At 47.9% G+C, this 20,989-nt stretch carries 18 protein-coding genes and 3 pseudogenes; 15 read left to right on the forward strand and 6 right to left on the reverse strand.

Going from position 1 to position 20,989, the window contains the following annotated elements:
- Window positions 1-175 precede the first annotated feature (175 nt).
- The 5 genes from HRU77_12355 to HRU77_12375 all read left to right on the forward strand — a co-directional run bounded on the left by HRU77_12355 (window position 176) and on the right by HRU77_12375 (window position 3,783).
- Window positions 176-1,036, forward strand: a complete 861-nt coding sequence (locus tag HRU77_12355; protein ID QOJ21407.1) for a chemotaxis protein CheR — start codon at window positions 176-178, stop codon at window positions 1,034-1,036.
- Window positions 1,037-1,040: 4 nt separating this feature from the next.
- Window positions 1,041-1,652: a chemoreceptor glutamine deamidase CheD gene (gene cheD / locus HRU77_12360; protein ID QOJ21408.1), complete on the forward strand. Its 612-nt coding sequence runs from the start codon at window positions 1,041-1,043 to the stop codon at window positions 1,650-1,652.
- 34 nt (window positions 1,653-1,686) lie between these two features.
- Window positions 1,687-2,766, forward strand: coding sequence for a chemotaxis response regulator protein-glutamate methylesterase (locus HRU77_12365; protein ID QOJ21409.1), 1,080 nt, complete (start codon window positions 1,687-1,689; stop codon window positions 2,764-2,766).
- Window positions 2,767-2,815: 49 nt separating this feature from the next.
- Window positions 2,816-3,313, forward strand: a complete 498-nt coding sequence (locus HRU77_12370) for a C40 family peptidase (protein QOJ21410.1) — start codon at window positions 2,816-2,818, stop codon at window positions 3,311-3,313.
- Between the two features lie 149 nt (window positions 3,314-3,462).
- On the forward strand, window positions 3,463-3,783 hold the full coding sequence (locus tag HRU77_12375; GenBank protein QOJ21411.1) for a DUF4389 domain-containing protein: 321 nt from the start codon (window positions 3,463-3,465) through the stop codon (window positions 3,781-3,783).
- Window positions 3,784-3,804: 21 nt separating this feature from the next.
- Here the strand turns inward: HRU77_12375 and HRU77_12380 are convergent, their stop codons facing one another.
- The 3 genes and pseudogenes from HRU77_12380 to HRU77_12390 all read right to left on the reverse strand — a co-directional run bounded on the left by HRU77_12380 (window position 3,805) and on the right by HRU77_12390 (window position 7,462).
- Entirely contained in the window at window positions 3,805-4,878 is a 1,074-nt protein-coding gene (locus HRU77_12380; protein ID QOJ22171.1) for a hypothetical protein, read from the reverse strand.
- Window positions 4,837-5,571 (reverse strand): annotated as a pseudogene (locus HRU77_12385) (hypothetical protein). Before HRU77_12385 ends, HRU77_12380 begins: the two are co-directional and overlap by 42 nt.
- A 25-nt stretch (window positions 5,572-5,596) precedes the next feature.
- The gene (locus HRU77_12390) at window positions 5,597-7,462 is read right to left on the reverse strand and encodes a potassium transporter Kup (protein QOJ21412.1); all 1,866 of its coding nucleotides are present in this window, start codon (window positions 7,460-7,462) and stop codon (window positions 5,597-5,599) included.
- A gap of 164 nt (window positions 7,463-7,626) precedes the next feature.
- Between HRU77_12390 and HRU77_12395 the strand changes: the two genes are divergently transcribed.
- The 3 genes from HRU77_12395 (at window position 7,627) to HRU77_12405 (ending at window position 12,306) form a co-directional block, all read left to right on the forward strand.
- Window positions 7,627-8,607 carry a sulfite exporter TauE/SafE family protein gene (locus HRU77_12395; protein ID QOJ21413.1) on the forward strand — a complete coding sequence of 327 codons (981 nt, stop codon included), beginning with the start codon at window positions 7,627-7,629 and terminating at the stop codon, window positions 8,605-8,607.
- Between the two features lie 142 nt (window positions 8,608-8,749).
- Window positions 8,750-9,385, forward strand: coding sequence for a DedA family protein (locus HRU77_12400; protein QOJ21414.1), 636 nt, complete (start codon window positions 8,750-8,752; stop codon window positions 9,383-9,385).
- A gap of 251 nt (window positions 9,386-9,636) precedes the next feature.
- Window positions 9,637-12,306, forward strand: a complete 2,670-nt coding sequence (locus HRU77_12405) for an MMPL family transporter (protein ID QOJ21415.1) — start codon at window positions 9,637-9,639, stop codon at window positions 12,304-12,306.
- A gap of 22 nt (window positions 12,307-12,328) precedes the next feature.
- On the opposite strand, the gene HRU77_12410 is transcribed toward HRU77_12405, so the two are convergent.
- The gene (locus HRU77_12410; GenBank protein ID QOJ21416.1) at window positions 12,329-13,885 is read right to left on the reverse strand and encodes an amino acid permease; all 1,557 of its coding nucleotides are present in this window, start codon (window positions 13,883-13,885) and stop codon (window positions 12,329-12,331) included.
- A 319-nt stretch (window positions 13,886-14,204) separates the two neighbouring features.
- Here HRU77_12410 and HRU77_12415 point away from each other — a divergent pair, with 319 nt between their 5' ends.
- Window positions 14,205-15,014 (forward strand): hypothetical protein, encoded by an 810-nt coding sequence (locus HRU77_12415; GenBank protein QOJ21417.1) that lies wholly within the window; start codon window positions 14,205-14,207, stop codon window positions 15,012-15,014.
- A gap of 136 nt (window positions 15,015-15,150) precedes the next feature.
- Here the strand turns inward: HRU77_12415 and HRU77_12420 are convergent, their stop codons facing one another.
- The gene (locus HRU77_12420; GenBank protein ID QOJ21418.1) at window positions 15,151-15,393 is read right to left on the reverse strand and encodes a hypothetical protein; all 243 of its coding nucleotides are present in this window, start codon (window positions 15,391-15,393) and stop codon (window positions 15,151-15,153) included.
- A gap of 291 nt (window positions 15,394-15,684) precedes the next feature.
- Between HRU77_12420 and HRU77_12425 the strand changes: the two are divergent.
- From HRU77_12425 to HRU77_12440, 4 genes and pseudogenes are all read left to right on the forward strand, one after another.
- Window positions 15,685-16,041, forward strand: a pseudogene (locus tag HRU77_12425) (helix-turn-helix domain-containing protein).
- An 807-nt stretch (window positions 16,042-16,848) separates the two neighbouring features.
- Window positions 16,849-17,169, forward strand: a complete 321-nt coding sequence (locus HRU77_12430; GenBank protein QOJ21419.1) for a DUF4258 domain-containing protein — start codon at window positions 16,849-16,851, stop codon at window positions 17,167-17,169.
- Window positions 17,169-17,384 carry a hypothetical protein gene (locus HRU77_12435; GenBank protein ID QOJ22172.1) on the forward strand — a complete coding sequence of 72 codons (216 nt, stop codon included), beginning with the start codon at window positions 17,169-17,171 and terminating at the stop codon, window positions 17,382-17,384. The genes HRU77_12430 and HRU77_12435 overlap by 1 nt, the downstream gene beginning before the upstream one ends.
- A 567-nt stretch (window positions 17,385-17,951) precedes the next feature.
- Window positions 17,952-18,279 (forward strand): annotated as a pseudogene (locus tag HRU77_12440) (DUF4114 domain-containing protein).
- Between the two features lie 174 nt (window positions 18,280-18,453).
- On the opposite strand, the gene HRU77_12445 reads toward HRU77_12440, so the two are convergent.
- The gene (locus HRU77_12445; protein ID QOJ21420.1) at window positions 18,454-19,872 is read right to left on the reverse strand and encodes an esterase-like activity of phytase family protein; all 1,419 of its coding nucleotides are present in this window, start codon (window positions 19,870-19,872) and stop codon (window positions 18,454-18,456) included.
- A gap of 331 nt (window positions 19,873-20,203) precedes the next feature.
- Between HRU77_12445 and HRU77_12450 the strand changes: the two genes are divergently transcribed.
- Entirely contained in the window at window positions 20,204-20,611 is a 408-nt protein-coding gene (locus tag HRU77_12450; GenBank protein QOJ21421.1) for a hypothetical protein, read from the forward strand.
- Window positions 20,612-20,718: 107 nt separating this feature from the next.
- Window positions 20,719-20,943 (forward strand): hypothetical protein, encoded by a 225-nt coding sequence (locus HRU77_12455; GenBank protein ID QOJ19220.1) that lies wholly within the window; start codon window positions 20,719-20,721, stop codon window positions 20,941-20,943.
- Window positions 20,944-20,989 lie beyond the last annotated feature (46 nt).

Genomic DNA, 20,989 nt, shown 5'->3' on the forward strand with positions numbered 1-20,989 from the left:
GAATTCGCTACTGACTAAAGGCGAAGTCTCTTAGTTATCCGCTTCATATTGACAATCAGTTGAAGCTCACAGTTTCCAGATCATCATTTTATCAAAGTAGTGATGAAGCTCTGAATTTTAATACTGTAAGAGATGATAGCAATGCAATGTCTCTTGGAATTCAAATGGACATATTATGGAACTGATCTTAGGTAATGAAAACATTGATAATAGAACACGTGAATATGCTTTTACCCAGGCCGACTTTGAGCGCATTAGAAAGCTGATATATTCGCATGCGGGTATCTCGCTTTCGAAGGGTAAGCAAAACATGGTGTACAGCAGACTTGCTCGGCGTTTGCGAGCTAATGGCATGACAAGTTTTCATGAATATCTAAATTTTCTGGAACGTGGAAATCCTGAAGAGTGGGAAGCTTTCACCAATGCGCTGACGACAAATCTGACTGCCTTTTTCCGCGAACAACATCATTTTCCAATTCTCGAGAAACATGTTGAGAAACGCAAGAATCAGAACAAAATTCAGCTTTGGTGCAGTGCTTCATCAACTGGGGAAGAACCGTATTCAATGGCGATGGCGATGATGCAAGCATTTAAGACATTCTCACCTCCTGTTCATATCCTGGCAACGGATTTGGATACCAATGTTCTTGCGAAGGCACAGTTGGGTATTTACTCTCTCGATAAGCTGGAGAAAATTCCCAAAGAAAAACTTAAACAATTTTTTCTCAAAGGAAAAGGGGTTCATGCGGGGTCAGCAAGAGTGCGTCCTGAGTTACGGAATATGATTACATTCCGGCAATTGAATCTACTCGATGAAAGCTGGCCAATCCGCGGCCCATTCGATGCGATATTTTGTCGTAACGTTATGATTTACTTTGATAAGCAGACGCAGTATAAGATCCTGAAGAAATTTGTGCCATTGCTCGCGCCGGATGGGCTGTTGTTCGCCGGGCATTCCGAGAGCTTTCAGCATGCAGTTGATTTGTTTAAATTGCGTGAGAAAACTGTCTATGAGTTAGCTAATAAACCGAGGTGATCGTATGGCCGAGATCATTGATGATCAGGTTGCAACTAATTTGTATTTTGACAAGAGTTTTAACAGTCAGGCTGTTAAGTTGCTGCCGGGTGAATACTATGTGACAGACAAGGATTTGCTGCTAGTGACGGTACTGGGTTCATGCGTTGCAGCTTGTATTCGTGATTGCTACAGCGGTATTGGCGGTATGAATCATTTTATGCTGCCTGATGGCGGAGGAGATCCCGGTAGTCCGCTGAATGCTTCAGCCCGCTATGGCACATATGCGATGGAGATACTGATTAACCAGTTGTTAAAGCTAGGTGCCCGCCGATCTAATCTCGAAGCTAAAGTTTTCGGTGGTGGCAATGTTCTGGATGGACTTACAGTTGCAAATGTTGGTCAGCGGAATGCTGATTTTGTATTGAAATTTTTGCAAACTGAGAAAATAAGAGTTGTAGCACAAGATTTAGTTGATATTTTTCCACGTAAAGTTTACTTCTTTCCCAAAAGCAGCAAAGTGATGGTGAAGAAATTGCGCAATATGCATAACACGACCATTTCCCAACGTGAAAAAGATTATAGGCAACGTTTGCATAAGGTTGATAGCGGTGGTGAGGTAGAGTTATTTTCCTGAGTTGTTGCTACTTGGATTAAATTGAGCTTTGATCATGAAAAAAATAACAGTCATCGTTGTCGACGATTCAGCGTTAATCCGTAAATTATTGAGTGAGATTATAAATAGTCAGCCCGATATGGAAGTCATCGGAGCAGCGGCTGATCCGTTGGCGGCACGTGAAATGATCCGGGAATTGAACCCTGATGTGCTGACACTGGATGTCGAGATGCCTAAAATGGATGGGCTTGATTTCTTAGAAAAACTGATGCGATTGAGGCCCATGCCGGTAGTTATGGTGTCGACTCTGACTGAAAGGGGATCGGATGTCACGTTTCGTGCACTTGAACTGGGTGCGGTGGATTTTGTATCCAAGCCGAAAATCGACATTGCGGCGGGATTAAAGGAATATAGCAGTGAAATTGCCAATAAAATCCGTATCGCAAAGTCTGCGAGACTCAAACGCGCAGCACCACTGCCGGTTACTAAAAGTGCAACAGCCGATGCCGTGTTGCCATCGGTTTCAAATCGTATCGCTTCAACAGAAAAGTTAATCATCGTCGGTGCTTCTACCGGAGGGACAGAAGCTATCAAAGAATTTCTAATCCGTATGCCGCCTGATTCGCCGGGAATTTTAGTTACTCAGCATATGCCGGAAGGATTCACAAAATCATTTGCCAATCGCTTGAACAGCCTATGCAAGATATCGGTGGTTGAAGCCCAAGGCGGTGAAAGGGTGTTGCCAGGGCATGCGTTTATCGCACCTGGGCATTCACATTTACTGCTGAAACGAAGTGGTGCAAACTATATGACGGAATTAAATCAAGGTGAGCTTGTCAGTCGACATCGCCCATCGGTTGATGTACTATTCCGCTCAGCTGCAAACTGTGCGGGTAAGAATGCGATTGGTGTTATTCTAACCGGAATGGGAAAAGATGGTGCTGCCGGTATGCTAGAGATGCATAAAGTGGGGGCTTATAATTTTGCTCAAGATGAGGCTAGCTGTATTGTGTTCGGGATGCCTAAAGAAGCGATAGCGGCAGGTGGAGTGAACGAAGTCGTTTCACTAAAAGATATGGCAAGAAGCGTCTTGGCAAAAATCTCCAGTATGGGATCACATGGTAATCGCGTGTAATCTGCATTAATGTTTACTTTTTACTTCGGGATGAAAAAGTACATTGTCAATGAAAAGGAATATCTCTCGATTTATTATATTGATTGGCATCAGCTTCTTGTTAGTGAGTTGTGGATCGCTTCAAGAAAAATCTTCGCTTAAACAAGATCCACGTCCGAACGCCAATAAATCAACAGACTCCAGCCATATTAAAAGAGTGCTTTACTCTCAATTTAGTGAATGGCAGGGGGTGCGCTATCAGCGTGGCGGACTCAGTCAACGCGGCATCGATTGTTCCGGTTTCGTGCATCTGACATTCAAATCAAAGCTCGGAATGCATCTGCCGAGAACAACCACGATGCAATCCATGGCCGGAAGAGAAATCAGGAAAAATGATTTAAGGGCGGGTGATCTGATTTTCTTCAAAACCGGTCCAGCTTCAAAGCATGTCGGGATTTATCTGGAAAAAAATAAATTTCTGCACGCCTCGGAGAAAAAGGGTGTCACCATATCCCGGTTGGATCATGTTTACTGGCAAGCCAACTATTGGAAAGCCGTTCGCATTTAATCACTAGAGCTGCGCATTCCACGCAAATAAACACCGTGCGAAAGCACATTTCCACGCTGACAGCATTGTCGGGTAACGGCATTACCCTCCCGCGATTATTTTTACGCCTCGGCCGGTGAATGTGATTGCACTTAATTCAGGGAGATAGAATGAACGAAGAAATTAAACAAAGGTTGCAAACAAAGGAAATCTGGCAACGTGGCCTTTTTATGCTTTTTTTCATGTTTGTCTACGGATTTTCTAATTCGTTGGTCATTTGTATTCTATTTTTCCAGTACGCCACGTTGATAGTGACCGGGAAAGTAAATGAATTTTTGCTTGATTTTAGTTGTAACCTAAGCGCTTATATTCATCAGATCATTAATTTCCTGACTTTTAACAGCAAACAACATCCGTTTCCGTTCAATGCATGGCCCAACGGCAACGATACCGCTGCGATGATTAAAGATGATGACGGTAAAAACGATTAACGCATTTCTCCTTTGACCGACTCAGACAAATTCCAAACCCGTAGCGGCTAATCCGATTAGATTGATGTGGTTGGCGTTAGCCGTTGAATCCGCTGCCAGTATGCCAATGCTGGCCTCGTTGTAAGAACCGTTTTGTAATAATCCGGTGTAGTAATTCAAATCGCTGGCTGATGGTGTAGTACCGACGACATTGGAATAGAGTAAGTTTACGATCGCCGTATCGTCGGCATGAGTGCCGAGCTCTGTGTTTATCGCCAATTCCATGAGATCGTTGTAACTCATGCCGCCGTCCAGCAGTTTCAGTCCGATACCCGCGTATTCTTTATTTGCTAATGCGTCCTTGCCGAATACCGCACCCAGTGTTTTGGCGGTGATACCGGCGTTGCCATCGATATCCAGCGCGAGATGATCGTCGCTGAAGCTAATCCGCTCGATACCGTTGAGTGTGTCGGTTCCTTCAGTGTGGGTGTTGTCGGTAATCGTATAGCTGTGATCGGTGTTGCGCGTGATTGTGAAAGCGTCGCGGCTACCGGCATAAACCGCTGTATCGATGCCATCCTGACCGTTGAGAATATCGTCTCCGCTGCCGCCGTTCAGGCTGTCGTTGCCGCCTCCACCGGAGAGCGTGTCATTGCCGTCCTTACCCACGATCATGTTATCGAGCGAATTACCAACGATCTGGTCGGCTGCTGCCGAACCGGTGGCATTCTCGTATTCGCCATAGAACCAGCGCAGATTGGCGGGGTCTTTGCCCAGTGAAATCGTATTCTGTGCATCGAATGTGCTCATCGATACCCCAACCAGATGAGCGGCTCCGGTGATATTGACGCCCATGTTGAAGTAAGCACCGCTGGTGTAATCCGATAGATCGACGGTATCGATCCCGCCGGTATCAAAATAGGTTCGATATCCGGCGATTCCCGGTGTGATGCTGTCGTTGCCCGATCCGCTCGTTCCACTTCCTTCACCGTAGGCTTGCTGCAGTGCGATCACGTCCAGAATCATCGGTGTATAAGCTTGATACACGACGTTCGATCCGGGTAACAAGGAGTTTTGATCATCGTACGACATGATCGTGAAATATTCCTTGTACATGTCGAGTGCAGTATTGGTGCGGAAGCCAAGCTGGGAAAATCCCAGATCCTTGGTGGCGGCGTAATCATCGGTGATGGTGGGTATGCCGGTGCTGGCGTTATACGCGCTATGCGGATGGGAAAGACCGAGCGAGTGCCCCAATTCGTGCATCAAGGTTTGCCGGGCGCGCGTGTTCAGGTTAAGTGACAGATCGTCGTTGAATTTTGGCGCATAAGCATTGAGAAAAATATCGTTAGCTGCACCGGTATAGTTGAACAGAAAATCATCGGAACTGCCGCCCGAGATTCCGGCAAAGTTCACGTCAGAGCGATCGATCCAGTTAATGTTGATATCGGAAACACCGGCTCTGCCGACATCTTCCGGATTGGGCGTCGTATCGGTGCCGCTTGAAAATGTGTCGTAGTCGCCGACCCATTGAAAGGTGATACTCGCGAATTGTGAATACGTTTGCAGAATATCCTGGATATTGCTTTTCATCTGTGAAGTCCAGGCGACCTCGTTGGCTCCCGAGGTATAAAGAATCGGATTGAAGCGCGAATAACCGGCATTCAGGGAATCGTCGCGGCTAAAGTCATCGGAAACTGAGACGCGGATGGGGCCGTTGAGCTTGTAATCGGATAATCCGAATGCATCGAAGTTGAACATGGACTTGCTGATAATAGTATCGGGTGTGTAGGCAATATCCGTGGCCATATTTTCTCCTGAATGATCGGATTAATCAGATTTCAATGCGCGTGCCCAATTCCAGCACGCGATTGGCCGGCAAGTTGAAGTACTCGGCTGCGTTGCCGGCGTTTCTGGCCATTGCGGCGAAAATGCGTTCGCGCCATTGCGCCATACCGCTGCCGGGACTGGGCACGATAGTCTCGCGGCTGATAAAGTAGGATGTTTTAAGCGGTTCGAATTCCAGTCCAGGTTGTTCGCACATTTTGAGCGCGGCGGGTAAATCGGGTTCATCTTTGTAACCGTAGTGGACGGTGATGTGATAACAATTCCCGGTCAGCGGTTTCATCGTAAGTCGTTCACTTTCCGGGACGCTAGGAATTTTACGGTAACTGACTTTCAGGAACACCACGCATTCGTGTAAAACCTGATTATGCGCAAGATTATGCAACAACGCGTGCGGCACACCGTTGCTACTTGAAGTCAAGAAAACCGCCGTTCCGGCAACCCGGACCGGCGGTTGCGCCAGGAGCGATTCCAAGAACGGTTCGAGCGGAATGTCGTCGCTCCACAAATGTTCCAGCAATCGATTGCGTCCATCGTGCCACGTCGTCATGATAAAAAATATCAGCGCGCCGATGGTCAGCGGAAACCAGCCGCCCTGGAATATTTTCAATAGCGTGGCGGCAAAAAATGCAGTATCGATCGCAAGAAAAAATCCAGTGGTTGCGATAGCCGCAAGTAGCGGATAGTTCCAAGTGAAACGTAGCACAAAAAAGGTCAGCAGGGTTTCAATTACCATCGTCGCGGTGACAGCCACACCGTACGCCGAGGCCAGGCTGGCCGAGGAACCGAATCCGGCGACTGCCATCACTACTGCGGCGAGCAGAATCCAATTAACAAACGGAATATAGATCTGGCCGATTTTTTGATCGGAGGTATGCAGAATCTGCATGCGTGGTAGGAATCCGAGTTGAATGGCTTGCCGCGTTACCGAGAAAACGCCGGAAATGACCGCTTGCGATGCGATGACCGTGGCGGCGGTCGCCAATGCCACAGCCGGATAGAGCGCCCAGGCGGGGAACAGCAAAAAGAATGGATTGGAAATTGCCGTGGCGTCAGTGAGCAACAGCGCGCCTTGTCCCAGATAATTCAGTACCAGCGCGGGCAGAACGCAACCGTACCAGGTAAAGCGGATCGGTTTGATACCAAAATGCCCCATGTCGGCGTAGAGCGCCTCGCCCCCGGTGAGTGCCAATACCACGGCGCCGAAAGCGATAAAAGCGAGCAGACCGTTGTTCAAGCAGAAATGAACGGCAAAGCGCGGATCAAAAGCTTGCAAAATCTCCGGTGCGGACGCAATGTTAATCGCGCCGATGCACGCCAGCGTGGCGAACCATAACAGCATCACCGGGCCGAACAACGTGCCGATACCGCCGGTGCCACGCTGCTGGATCAAAAAAAGGGCAATCAGCACACCGATGGTGATCGGCAACACATAAGGTTGCAGCAGCGGTGTTGCTACCTCCAGACCTTCCACCGCGCTTAGCACGGAAATGGCGGGCGTGATCACGCCATCGCCATAGAACAGAGCGGCGCCGAATGCACCGATCATGAAAAGTCCGGTGCGTAAATGAGGGCGATCGGCGATAGACGAACTGGCCAACGACAGCAATGCCATGATGCCGCCTTCGCCATGATTGTCGGCGCGCAAAATGAGTGTGATGTACTTGATCGTTACCACAATCATGATCGCCCAGAAAATCAGCGAAACGACGCCGATGATGTTATTCGCGCTAACAGCGAGTCCATGGGCGGGATCGAAAACCGTTTTCATGACGTACAGCGGACTGGTGCCAATGTCGCCATACACCACGCCAAGCGCCGCAAGACTCAATAAACCGAGGGATTCTTTTTTCATGGCGGTGTTCCTCAAGAGTGGCCGGTTTTGAAACCGGGGAATGACTTTCAGCCGCGGATCCAGAATTTTCGGATATAAGTATATTACTAAATAGTATTTCTATTTATATCCAGGTGCGGTTATAGTTTGGCGCATTTTTAGCGTCATCAAGCCAAACCAAGTTCATGAAAATCCGCAACCTTGATCTCACCCGTAATCCAGTTAACGAAGAGCACCAGCAATTAGGGTTGCCGCCGGTTGAAGATACCGTTTCTCACCTCGAAGCGCACCCTTTCCTGCGGGCTGCTGTTTGGTTTGCCGTCATTGTATTGGTTTTGCTGATCGCATTTCTCATTGCGCGCTTTTTTCTCGCGCAAGATTGGGGCGATAGCATACAGATCATCAACGATACACTGGACAGCCGGATTTTTTGGAGCGCTGTTGCCGTTGGTTTTCTTGCGCAAGTTGTCGATGGCGCTTTAGGCATGGCCTACGGTGTTACCGCCACGACTTTTTTATTGGCGTCCGGTGCGAGTCCGGCTGCCGCCAGCGCCAGCGTGCATATTGCGGAGATTTTTACCACCGGTGTGTCGGGCGTGGCGCACGCCAAATTCGGTAACGTCAATAAGCAATTGTTCACTCGCTTGCTGGTACCGGGTGTTCTGGGCGGCGTTTTGGGGGCATTCTTGGTTACGCACGTCAACAGCGCCTTGTTCAAGCCTTTCATATCGGCTTACTTGGTTCTGCTGGGTGCTTATATTCTCAGCAAGGCTTTCCGGCAATTGAATGTGCGCAAGGAAGCACCCCGGCATGTCGGCAAGCTGGCGTGTTTTGGCGGTTTCATGGATGCTGCCGGCGGCGGCGGCTGGGGACCGATTGTGACGACAACCCTGGTTGGGACAGGTACCGATCCGCGCACCACGATCGGCTCGGTAAATTTTGCCGAATTTTTCCTGACATTGGCCAGTGCAGCGACGTTTGCGCTGCTGATGGAAACCGATCACTGGCCGTTGATCATCGGTTTGGTTTTTGGCGGCTTATTTGCAGCCCCTTTTGCCGCCTACTTATGCAAGAAGTTTCATGCGCGCACTTTGCTGATCATGGTGGGTGTGCTCATCGTTACCATCAGCCTGTTCAATCTGTACAAAGCGCTTATTGCGCTTTAAACGGAATATCTTCCGGCAACCCGGAACGATTCCGGGAGATTTTTTCCGCTCTTCCCGCTAAACTTACCCGGGCCGGAACTTAAATCCGGGTTTGTCTATTCATCCTGATCCGGTCATAACATTTTTTCTCGTCGCTATCCTTATGTTTCTTATTGATTTCATTCTTCATATCGACAAACATTTGCAGCAGCTGGCTTCAGAATACGGCTTATGGATCTACGGTATTCTTTTCCTGATCGTATTTTGCGAGACCGGGCTCGTCGTTTTGCCACTTTTGCCGGGTGATTCCTTGTTATTCGCCGCCGGTTCTCTGGCGTCGCTGGAAGGTTCTCAACTGAACCCGCATGTGTTGTTCGCCGGACTCAGCATCGCCGGTATTTTGGGGGATTCTGTCAATTACTGGATCGGTAAGAAGACGGGGCCGAAAATCTTTGCTTCGCAACAATCCCGCTTTTTCAAGCGGGAGTATCTCGACAAAACGCACACTTTTTATCTCAAACACGGAACCAAGACGATTATCATCGCGCGCTTTATTCCCATTATCCGCACATTTGCGCCGTTCGTTGCCGGGATCGGCACAATGCCGTACCGCACGTTCATTGTCTACAACATCGTCGGCGCCGTGCTGTGGGTGGGAACGTTCGTGTATGCTGGGTTTTATTTCGGGCAACTACCGATGGTGCAGCAAAATTTCAAACTTATCATTTTGGCAATCATCATTTTGTCGATCACGCCGCCAGTGATTGAATACCTCAAACACCGCTACAAAAAATCGTAAGCATCGTGTTTCGCTCTGAATCGAAGTGCGCTAGTTATCAGTCTGTTGAACGCGCGGTGCGAGTTTCTGCCGGAGCACCGAGTTGTTAATGTAGAATTGCCGGATTTGACAAAACCGGAAGAAAATCCGGTACGATCGGGCCGCACAATGCGTGCGGTAAAACAACCGGAGTTTGTATTGATATGCTGGTTTTTACCCAATCGATTTTGCATGAACCCTCTTACTGATCATTTCTATCTCTCTACAGAACAATGACGACACCAGCGGAAACTTCACATAGCCGTATTCATGCCATTTTTGCGCGTTGGACCACATTTTCCTATCACCATGCGCTGTGGGTGTTGTTAGCGGCGTTATTAGTCGCGGTTGCCAGCAGTTTGTATGTGGCGCGCAACCTGGGTATGAATACCGATACCGCCGAGATGCTCTCCGAGGAACTGCCGTTTCGTGTCAATCTGAAGCGCTACAACGAATCATTCCCACAAGACATCGATACGCTGCTGATCGTGCTGAATGCCCCGACACCGGAACAGGTGCGAGTAGCGGCAGAAAATCTGGCGCTGCGCCTGAAACAGGATCCGGATCATTTTTACGATGTGTATTCGCCCCGAGTGGATGATTTTACTGCGCGTAACGGACTGCTTTATCAGAGCATTCCGGAACTCGAGCGGATCACGGATAGCCTGGCCGCGGCGCAACCGTTGATCACGCGCATTAACCGGGATCCGTCGCTGACGGCTTTCGCCGATGTGCTGACCAGTGCCGTGGACGAGTTGAACAAGGGACGGAGCATCGAATTGCGCCCCGTGCTGAACGGCGTCAATGCAACGCTGGAGGCACGCTTGAACGGCTCGCCCCGGGCGCTGTCATGGCAGACCATGTTCAGCGGCGAAATGCAGAAAAAAACCTACCAGGAACTCATCATCGTCAAGCCGAAGCTTGATTTTTCCCAGTTGTTTCCCGCCGAGCAATCGATTGCCGCTTTGCACGCAGCGGCGGACAGCGTTGGTATTACCGCGGACAGTCCGGTGAAGTTACGTATTACCGGTGAGGTGGCGCTGGCGGAGGATGAGCTCAACAGTTCGCTACGTGGCATGGAGTTTGCCGGGATCATCACGTTTGTCTTGGTCGGCGTGGTGCTGTTTTTTGCGATGCGCAACGGCGGACTGATCCTCAATGTGCTGATTTGCCTGCTGATGGGATTGATTCTTACCGCCACATTCGCCACAGCCGTGGTCGGACACTTGAATCTGATTTCCATCGCCTTTGCGGTACTGTATATCGGTCTCGGTGCGGACTTTGCCATCCATTTTCTATTGCGCTACCGCGAGGTTCTGGAGAGCAATCATTCTCCGGCTGAAGCCATCTACATATCCGGTGGTGACGCCGGAGCGGCGTTGACCGCGTGTACCGTTACCAACGCGATCGGTTTCTATGCCTTCATGCCGACCGATTACAGCGGCGTGGCCGAGCTCGGTATCATTTCCGGCACCGGCATGATCGTCAGCTTGCTGGTTACCCTGGTCATCGGTCCCGCATTGTTACGTTACCTGCCGAAAAAAACGGTTGCAAAACCGAAAGTGAAGAGTTCCGTTGGCAAGGTGCTGGAGCTCTCGCTGAAATGGCACAAGCTGACTTACGCCCTGACATTGGCGGCTACCGTCGCGGCGCTGATCATCTTGCCGCAGGTTCGGTTCGATTACAATTTGCTGAATATGCAGGATCCGCAAGGCGGCGCGGTGCAGACTTTCCGTGAACTGCTGGCCGAGCCCGATCTGACGCCATGGCATATTGCGGTACTGGCTGACGATCGCCAGGAAACCGATAATCTGGCCAAACGCTTGGCAGCACTGCCAGAAGTGAACAAAGTTGTCACGATGCTGGATTTTGTCCCCGGTCAGCAGGAAGAAAAATTTTCACTGATTCAGGAGATGGCCCTGACGATTGGGCCGATTGCCGCTACACCGCCGCCGCAAGTCCGGATAGCCAGCGATGCGATTCTGGTCGAACAATATAAAGCTTTGCGGAAACTGGTTGCGGCATTGGAACGGTTTGCCGCCCAACATCCCGAGCATGCCGCCGCGGTCACAGCCAGCGCTTTAAAGTCGTCGCTGGCGCGTTTGTTTGAGGAACTGGATGAAGTCGGTAGTCAGGAGAAAAGTAAATTATTGTACGCCGTGGAAGACGATCTGCTGGCCATGTTGCCGTTGGCTTTACAAAGCTTGCGCACGGCGACGGAAGCCACCGTTTTTGGCGAGAATGATTTGCCCGCCGCGCTTAGAGACCGTTGGCATAGTGAATCCGGCGGCTACCGTCTGGCGGTTTATCCCAAAGAGGATCTGAACGATAATGATGCGCTGCGGCGTTTCGTGCGAGCGGTGCAGCAAGTGGCGCCGCATGCCATCGGCGTACCGGTGATCAGTCTGGAAGCGGGCGAGGCCGTGGTACAAGCGTTCGTTCAGGCGTTTTCGCTGGCGCTGATTGGTGTGGTTGTTATCCTGCTGGTACTGTTGCGCAGCATCAAATATACCTTGCTGGTGCTTCTGCCGCTGCTGCTGTCGAGTTTATTCACCACCGCGTTCACCATTCTGCTGGATGTTCCGTTCAACTTTGCCAACATTATTGCTTTGCCGCTGTTGCTCGGTCTCGGTATCGACAGCAGCTTGCACATGGTGTACCGCAGTATCAATAATGAACTGGTGAGTGAAATTCTGATTCACACCAGTACTGCGCGGGCGATTTTCTATAGCGCACTGACAGCGCTGGTCGATTTTGCCAGTTTGATGTTTTCGTCGCATGTGGGGACGGCGAGTATGGGGATTTTGCTGACGGTGGGATTGGCGTTTACGCTTATTTGCACGCTGATTATCCTGCCGGCTTTGCTGCGTACTCCGGCCGCCAGGGCTAAAGCGAACACATGAAGCTTAAGATTGATCAATCAACTTATTTTTTTGCTGTGTCTTCCGGATCGCAATCGGCTAGAGGGCGCACCGGGCTGATGATATCTTCGCCGCCGGTAGGCGTACCGATGCCCCGGGCGACGTGACTTTTGCGGTAGCCGTAGAGAAAATAGAAAATCAATCCAATCCCGGACCAAATCGGGAATACCAGTTTGGCATCCGCCGGCAGGAAGAGAAAAAGTGTGATGCAGCCGATGACTGCAAGCGGACCTACCAGCCAAATGGCCGGCGTTCTGAATGGGCGTGTGCGGCTCTTGTCTTTGATGCGCAGTATCATCACGGTAAACGCCACGATCATGAAAGCGAACAAGGTGCCGGAATTGGAGATGTCCGCCAGTTTTCCGACCGGCAGGAAAGCCGCGGCGATAATGACGCCCAAACCGGTGACATAGGTGACGATATGCGGTGTTTTGAAGCGCGGGTGAATGCGGCTTAAAACTTCCGGCAGCAGACCATCGCGCGACATGACGAAAAAGATACGCGTTTGGCCGAACAACATCATCAGAACCACCGACGGCAGCGCCAGGAATGCGGTCAATCCAAGCAGATTGCCGATTTTTTCCCAGCCGATCTCCCGCAGCACGGATGCCAGCGCCTCACGTGAACAAACCAACGGTTGTTGCCCGATAGCGGCCAGCGATTGGCACTGTTCAGCCAGTTTGAGAGAGCCCGGGATCAGATTCTTACCGGTCTCATCCAGCAACGGTTGCGCGCCGACTGCGCCGATTGCACCGGCGGAAATGAGTAGGTAAAAGACCGTGCAAATTACCAGCGAACTGATCAATCCGATCGGGACATTCCGCTGCGGATCCTTGGTTTCCTCGGCGGCGGTCGAGACTGCATCGAAGCCGACATAAGCGAAGAAAATAGACGATGCGGCTGCAATCACGCCGGTTTCGCCCAGCGGCAAAAACGGCTGGAAGTTTGCCAAATCGGCGACCGGGAGTGTTAGCGCAATGAAAAGCGTGAGCGCGGCAATTTTGATGGCGACAAGAACGGCATTGAAGGTAGCGCTTTCCCGTGTGCCGATGACCAGCAGCCCGATAACCAGCATACAAATGACAACCGCCGGTAAATTGATAATTCCTCCGGCAAAAGGGCCGTTTGCCAGTGCAAAGGGTATTTCGATTCCGAGCGAATTCTGCAGCAAGCCGACAAAATAACCCGACCACCCGACGGCGACCGCGCTGGCGGCGACGGAATATTCCAGCATCAGTGCCCAGCCGACCAGCCAGGCGACCAATTCACCCAATACCGCGTAAGAATACGTATAAGCAGACCCGGAAACGGGCACCATGGAAGAAAGTTCGGAATAACACAATGCGGCGACAGTGCAAACAAAACTGGCGATGACAAAGGAAAGCATCATACCGGGCCCGGCTTTCTGTGCGGCTTCGGCGGTCAAAACAAAAATACCCGTGCCGATAATCGCGCCGATGCCTAATAGGGTTAATTGCCAAGCACCCAAGGTGCGGTGGAGACTTTTCTTTTCTGCTGTAGCCAGGATGGCATCAAGTGATTTTACGCGCCAGAAAATCATGCATGCGACCTTTTAATTAAGCGAACTTTGATGATGCGCCGGAAATTTACTCAAGAATGGGCTCGAATAATATCACAAAATCTTTTGCAGACCGATTGTCTGCACTGCCGGCCGGATCGGCATTTGTCGTTAATGCGCAGTATCAAGTTTTTGCTGCGCATACTGACTTTATTCGGTATAGAATCAATTGCCTAAAAAAATAATAATAGAGGGATTGCAGCGAGTATTCCGCTGTGTGGTCTGATCGCTGAGAACAAGCGGGTGGTTTTTGATCAAGAATCGGCAGTTTCCGAACTGCCGTTAACAGGAAGCCGACAATATGAAAGAAATGAGCTGGTTTAGTAGCTTGCAAAGTGTATTCACGCCGAGAAAGCGCCGTTTGTCGCGCAATTTACTGCTTGGATTTCTGCTGTTGTGGGGAATGCTGCCTGCCATCAGTCAGGCCGAACTTTGGAGCAGTACGGCAATCAGCGGCATGCAGGATGTGGCTATGGCGCCTAACGGGATAATCTGGCTTACCGGCAAAAACGGCACCGTCTGGAAATCGGATAATATCTACGCCTCTTCTCTTACTGCGATTGAGGGAAGCGGTTTCAGTCGGCTTGCTGTCGGCCCCGACGGTGTTGTATGGGCCGTTAAATCCAATGGCAGTTTATGGAAATTTGCCGTTGGAAGCTGGCTCGATACAGCGGCAAATGAAATGGAGGATGTTGCTATCGCACCCGAAGGCAAAGTTTGGCTGGTAGGAAAAAATGGCGCGATCTGGTTTAGTGATGACCAAGGACAACAGCTTACCCGGATTGCAAGCAGCGGTTTTAGCCGGATTTCTGCAGGATCGGATGGCGTGGTATGGGCTGTTAAATCCGACGGCACATTGTGGAAGTTTGCCGCGAGCAGCTGGATCCAAATAGCAGTTAGCGGAATCGAAGATGTTGCCGTAGCGGCAGATGGCTTAATCTGGCTGACCGGGAAGAATGGAATTCTATGGAACTCAGCTGATGGCGGCGCTACTTTCAAGCAAGACGATGAGGTTAGTGGTTTGGAAAATATTGCCGCTGGCAGGAGGGGCGCATGGGCAATTGGGTTCGATGGCACGGTATGGCATAAATTCTTTTCTCCCCAATTTTAAGCGGCGCTGATTTTCCTTGTGATATGCAAATATTGCAAAGCTATTTCACTTTTAATTTCCGCCGATTTTTAAATAAAAAAGGTCAATGCTGAAGCAGCATTGACCTTACAGGCAAGGCACTTACTAAAACTAAAGTTTAAGCATATATTTTTTTCATCGGAAGGCGCGTTCTGCTTTTCGATACGCTTCCAATTAAGAGATAGCTTAGAAAAAATACAGCCCCCAACATGAGATCTATTTCTAACCAGCTTACTTCAGATTGCATTACTGAAAATGAACGCAAATCGCCAAATGCAACAAGTCCAACTAATGGTAAAACACCGAATAGAACGAAAGTGGTTTTTACAGCTGTGCTGATAAAACTTTGACTTGTTTTCATTTTTATCTCCTACATGAAAGTTTATTGAAGTTATCGAAAGTTTACGAACAATAAGATTCGGTAATTCACAAAAAGTTCACATAATATTGATGAAAAATTCACATTATGCAAGTTTGCATTTATAAAATAAGGCATTGCTAAAATAATTCAGTCTCATCCGGTATTTTTTTGTTCCGTTTTGTCAATCAGCATTTGGTTGAAAGTTGGTAATTGATGCATTAATTTTGAACGGCGTGATGTAGTCAGGATCGTTACGATTGAGAACATCAAACCGCGTGGAGATGCTTACAAATGACACTGCAAAAAATCAAATCCATATACGGGTAAAGACGAATATGTCTTGCTGTCAATGACGGTTTATCGCGCCTTGAAAAGTTAGATCGAAAAAGAATTGACTGCTTGCGAAGCGAATCAGGATGATGAACAAGTCTATGAACCGTTGGTTCTCGAAGGTTTTGTCAATAATCCCGTGGCGTTGGTGCGAATCAAGGCCGGTATTACGCGAGAACAACTGGTTCAACGTTAAGTGTTAGTCAAGTCTATGTTAGCTAAATCGAGCGCCGCAACCATGTGACCAACAAAATGCTAGAGCGAGTGCGCGCAGCCATCCATGAAGCTGTAAAAATTTACAAACTATCCGATTGGTAACAGCAACACATAACGTTAAAGAAGCTGCCGCTGATCGATATGGAACTGGAAGACTGGGAAGGCAGCCGGGATTTGGATGCTGAATTACTAATCTGTTCGCAAAATAAAAGCTGAGAAGGGGTGCATTGTCATGCCGCCTTTAATATCATCACGAAAAAATGGGACTTCCAGGGGTAGAATTTGCCAAACTGTTTGATATATCAGTCCGCACTTTGCACGATTGGAAACAACGCCGACGTAATCCCAACGGCACAGCGAAAACACTGATCGTTATTCTGGTGCGTCATCCAGATATATTGAAAAAAATCCTTTAGTTTTTCTGTCGGCGTGATATCTACATGAACCAGGAATCTTTGGGTTATTCTATGTAGGATATTGATTATTGGTGCTGTTGAGAGGAGTCGAACCTCCGACCTACTGATTACGAAACCTAGCTATAAATTTTGTGTCTATATAAATCAATAACTTGCAATGCTTGCCAAGCATAAAATCAGTGTCACACAGCTACATATGATGGTATTTCAGGTGCAGTTTGGCACAAATCTGACACAATCAATTTCGCGATCTGTAACATTTAAAATTGTATCAAAATTTACTGCAAGAGTTGGCTTGCTATTATTGATACAATGCAACCATTTGATCGAATATACAGTTCCGATCCAATTGCCAAGATTCGTTGTCGAAGATGGAACTTAAGAAGGTTAAATAAAATACAATGAAAGATAAAAGGATAAGCTGGAGTGATGATTTCCAGGAAAAATAGATGGCATATTTCGTGTTGATAATTTTACCTGATGATACTTTGTCATGAGTGTGACTTTACAACGGGTTATAGCATTAGTCGGTAGCGGGGATGTCCGTATATCCGAACATGGTTATGATGAGTTGTCACACGACAATATCTTTGCAAGAGATATTCTCTCTGGTATTGGTGAGGCAATAGTCGTGGAAGATTATCCAGACTATCCGAAAGGCCCATGTGTGCTGGTGTTACAAAAAGATGAAAAGAACAAGCCAATCCATGTAGTGTGGGGTATTCCAAGAAATGCGGACATGCCAGCTGTTGTCGTTACGGCTTATCGCCCTGACTGTGATAAGTGGAGTAATGATTTTTTGAGGAGATTATGATGAATAATAAACATCTAACGAAATTGGTACGAGAAGGCCAATACATTGCGGAAGTTGAGATCGAATTGATAGACGCAGGAGAAGGCTGGTCGCCTTATTTGTCGATTGAAGACGCATATAAATTAGATGATGTTCGTGCTGCCTTGCAACGCGGAGATATTCGTACCGCAGGAAAATTTGGTAGAGTTTATACGTTGACGCCTTTAGCAGTATAAATTTTGGGTATTGGTATCAGTTAGAAACTGACTAATAATCTATATGCTTACGTAGCAGGGGTACCTATGTGCAGTGGTAGTGAAACCAGGATCAAAAGATTTATTTTCCGCAACCAGATGTATGTTTGTCCGTGCAGCTACGAGATGGTCATATTACCTGGATGACGTGGGGTAGGCACAAGGATGAAGTCACTGGTAAATTTCCGAATAGCAGCTGGGCACGACTGAGCTCCATCAAAAGCGGCAAATGGAAACCCTGGCACTCAAGACCGGTTTTAATTATCGCTGATCAGTTCATGGAAGAAGACCATAACAATCAATCTCATTGAGTGCCATTGGACTAAATTTCGAAGAAATCTATCAGTTTTTTCATCCGAGAAATCATATTCTCCAAGTATGCCTTTATCCTTTCTGTACCTCGTCAGGGCAGGGTTGTTCATTTATAGCATAGATCACTTGGTAAGCTTTACAAGCCGTCCTCTATCTTTTTGGAGGATCAATCATAATCTGTGTATTACCAAAAGCAGTACATGTGGGTACCGAGTTTTTTTAACTTGATTAACAAACCTGGGCTCTGTGCATGCAGGCGATGTATTGACTTTCAGGTTAAACGTAGTCACCACCGGGGAAGTCTTGTATTCAGATAAGGTGTTGAACACCGACGGAATCAATCATGTGTATTCAGCGGTATTTTCCGGCGATGCGGCTCATGGTATTCCAGCCGGAACTTATGTCGGGTTTGAGGATTTACGCGGCGGGGGATTTTGATTACGACGATGAGACGTTTGTATTTACACACGTTGCCGTCATTCCGGAGCCGGAAGCGTATGCCATGCTGTTAATCGGGTTAAGCGTTATTGGAAGTGTGATAAGACGGAGGAATTCACTTACTTAAAGTTTGATGTGCATATGCCGCTATTATTTTTGCAACATCATCCTGTTTCAAAAGCAAACGACCCCGTGGAACGTTTTCTGTTACGTTCTATGGGGTGTCTTTGTTTAGAAAGCTCTCACTCAAGGAAAACGGGGGTATGATCCCCCGTGTTTGATTACGAAATTACAGTACGTCTTATTTTCTGCGGCGTGCCACGAACCCAAACAATCCCAAACCAACCAGAAGCATGGCATAAGTCTCTGGTTCTGGAATTGCTGCTACTGCTTGAGGAAGAAAAACAGTACCTCCAAGATCTGTATCCTTGAAACCAATCACAAAAAACTTATTATCCCCTGCAACGGCTGAAAAATCATTGTCATTGGTTAATATAAGTGTGTGATAAGTTTCTGTACCAACGACTACATCATCACCAAAAGCCGCACCCTCCAGCTTGGCGGGGATATTTGCATCGGTAATTCCGTTCGCGTTTAGCAATGCTCTGATGTCAAGGAATAAGCTCTTATCCGGATGACCTTGATTGGCCAACAGATTAGCTTCGCCACTGATTCCAGTTACATCGGTAGCACCATTTAGATCAACCTTCCATAATTGTTTGATCGTTGCTTTTGAGTCGTCGCCCAAACCCTTGCCATCTCGTTCGAGAACTAAGAATTCATGATTATTAATAGCAAGTATCTCGCTGCTATTGTAATTTTTAGTTCCGATCTGGTTGTCGTATGCGAATTCGTGCGTTTCACCGGTAATAATATTTATCGAAACGATGCGGTTGGCTCGTCCGCCGTCACCGCCATCCTGCAATAATGGGCTTTGCATAAAACCGAATAGAGTTGTGCCATCCGGAGAAATAGCCAGCCCTTCCATACCTTTATTGGCAACTCGGCCAGTGGCGTTGCCACTGATCTCTGAAGCACCACTTGAATTTAGGTTAGCTACGGCTAAATGGCCCGGCAAAGCGAAGGAATTGATACGCTCGCCAGTTTGACGGTCAAATTGGTAAACATAAGGGCCGTATTCATCTGAGATAAACACACTTTTGCCGTCGTTTGAAACACGAATTCCTTCCGGATCGAAGCGTCCGTTATTGGAATTGAGTGAGTTGCCAGCTCCAAAATTATCCGAACGTCCACTGAAATAATTTATTGTTGCTGTATTTGAAGAAGGTGCAGCGCCAGCTGCATAAGTCAGAGGCGTGGTGCTTGCAAGTAAAGTGGTGCTGTTTAAAGTAGTTGTAACTGTGAGAGGTAGAGTGGTGCCTGCCGAATAGCTTAAGCTAATTGTATGAAAACGGGAAATATAGGATGTCGTGTTATCCACGGCACTCCCTCCGGCATAGGCTAGAGCATTCGGCCCTCTATCCGGCAGTGCCAGGAAAGTATTGTTGCCGGCATAAGCAAAACCAGAACCCATTCCACCTAGAAGATTAGCGGAAACTCCACTTTCAAGTATGCCTGTCAAACCTGATAAATCACTTTCGGTACCTAAAAGGCTGCCAATACCAAGTAATACCGGTGCTGCATTTGCAGTTGGTGCTGCCAATGAGATTGCCAAAAACATTGGCAGAATTATTTTTGATTTTTGTTTGTAAATTGTCATGTTAATTTCCTACGAGGTTTGATGAGATTCAGTCATTCGATGATTAATATTAATACAGGAATGCCGTGTAATTTTTACGCAGCGGAATGACAGCAGCATGACAGAAGTATTAAATGGAAGAGTTATGAGTGGTATATAGGTGAGAAATTATGAAAATATTCAATTTTCACAGCAAAATGAACTGATTCTCCCCATAAATTGCTCAAAACACAGTGCTTTATTGCACCAAGCAGATTATTGTTCTATATTGAAAAACTTGCAGATAAGTAACCGCTTACTTCTAGTTCAATAATTATTCTGCACTCTTAGATTATTTTCATAGGAGGATTTTATGTATATGTTATCCCCCAAGAACTTCACTGCTTTTCTCATTTTCTGTCTATTGCTTTTTTCGTCACAAGGATATGCACAAACATCCGGATCACTATTAGCACCGCAATCCGTGGAAACTACGATGCAAAGCATGCTATCAGCGATACAAACTAATTCATACCCTGACTTTATCGCAGCCGGTGATCAAGCATTCCAAGAGGGAATGACCAAAGAAATGCTCAGTAGCATCAGTCAATCGCTTACTTCTCGCCTTAAGCAAGGCTATACCGTTACATTTTTAACAAAACTAAATCAGCAGGGATTTGAGGTTTATGTCTGGAAGCTTGAATTTAATGATCGGCATGATGACATTCTTCAATTTATGGCCTTGAGAAATGGGAAAGTGGGTGGTTTTTGGTTGCGCTAGTGTTCATATTCGTCTGGTCATGAAAAAGATTGGTGTGATGTGTTTTGTTATTGCATTAGGACTAATCCCTAGTGCTTCAATATGGGCTCGTAATGATGGTGGCGGCCATGCAGGTGGAGGTTTCGGCTCAGGGCGCGCAGGTGGAGAGCATTTTGGTGGTAGTTTTGGTTCAGGACGTATGGGTGGAGAACACTTCGGTGCCGGTACCGGCAGAGGGCAATTTGGTGGGTGGCATCCAAGCAGCGGCATTACCGGACATCCGATTGGAGGTCATTATGGTGGTGGCGACCACTTCGGTGGTGGTATCGGCTATTATCGTGGCGGTGGCGTAGGTCATTATCACGGTGGTGCCATTGGGCGCTTTCGAGGTCCAAACAT

The organism is Gammaproteobacteria bacterium, assembly GCA_015709615.1.
Taxonomy (GTDB): domain Bacteria; phylum Pseudomonadota; class Gammaproteobacteria; order Burkholderiales; family Nitrosomonadaceae; genus Nitrosomonas.

Coding starts and splice junctions, on each gene's coding strand:
- HRU77_12355 (QOJ21407.1), top strand. CDS start 176: ATGGAACTGATCTTAGGTAATGAAAACATTGATAATAGAACACGTGAA.
- cheD (QOJ21408.1), top strand. CDS start 1,041: ATGGCCGAGATCATTGATGATCAGGTTGCAACTAATTTGTATTTTGAC.
- HRU77_12365 (QOJ21409.1), top strand. CDS start 1,687: ATGAAAAAAATAACAGTCATCGTTGTCGACGATTCAGCGTTAATCCGT.
- HRU77_12370 (QOJ21410.1), top strand. CDS start 2,816: ATGAAAAGGAATATCTCTCGATTTATTATATTGATTGGCATCAGCTTC.
- HRU77_12375 (QOJ21411.1), top strand. CDS start 3,463: ATGAACGAAGAAATTAAACAAAGGTTGCAAACAAAGGAAATCTGGCAA.
- HRU77_12380 (QOJ22171.1), bottom strand. CDS start 4,878: ATGTACAAGGAATATTTCACGATCATGTCGTACGATGATCAAAACTCC.
- HRU77_12390 (QOJ21412.1), bottom strand. CDS start 7,462: ATGAAAAAAGAATCCCTCGGTTTATTGAGTCTTGCGGCGCTTGGCGTG.
- HRU77_12395 (QOJ21413.1), top strand. CDS start 7,627: ATGAAAATCCGCAACCTTGATCTCACCCGTAATCCAGTTAACGAAGAG.
- HRU77_12400 (QOJ21414.1), top strand. CDS start 8,750: ATGTTTCTTATTGATTTCATTCTTCATATCGACAAACATTTGCAGCAG.
- HRU77_12405 (QOJ21415.1), top strand. CDS start 9,637: ATGACGACACCAGCGGAAACTTCACATAGCCGTATTCATGCCATTTTT.
- HRU77_12410 (QOJ21416.1), bottom strand. CDS start 13,885: ATGATTTTCTGGCGCGTAAAATCACTTGATGCCATCCTGGCTACAGCA.
- HRU77_12415 (QOJ21417.1), top strand. CDS start 14,205: ATGAAAGAAATGAGCTGGTTTAGTAGCTTGCAAAGTGTATTCACGCCG.
- HRU77_12420 (QOJ21418.1), bottom strand. CDS start 15,393: ATGAAAACAAGTCAAAGTTTTATCAGCACAGCTGTAAAAACCACTTTC.
- HRU77_12430 (QOJ21419.1), top strand. CDS start 16,849: ATGAGTGTGACTTTACAACGGGTTATAGCATTAGTCGGTAGCGGGGAT.
- HRU77_12435 (QOJ22172.1), top strand. CDS start 17,169: ATGAATAATAAACATCTAACGAAATTGGTACGAGAAGGCCAATACATT.
- HRU77_12445 (QOJ21420.1), bottom strand. CDS start 19,872: ATGACAATTTACAAACAAAAATCAAAAATAATTCTGCCAATGTTTTTG.
- HRU77_12450 (QOJ21421.1), top strand. CDS start 20,204: ATGTATATGTTATCCCCCAAGAACTTCACTGCTTTTCTCATTTTCTGT.
- HRU77_12455 (QOJ19220.1), top strand. CDS start 20,719: ATGCAGGTGGAGGTTTCGGCTCAGGGCGCGCAGGTGGAGAGCATTTTG.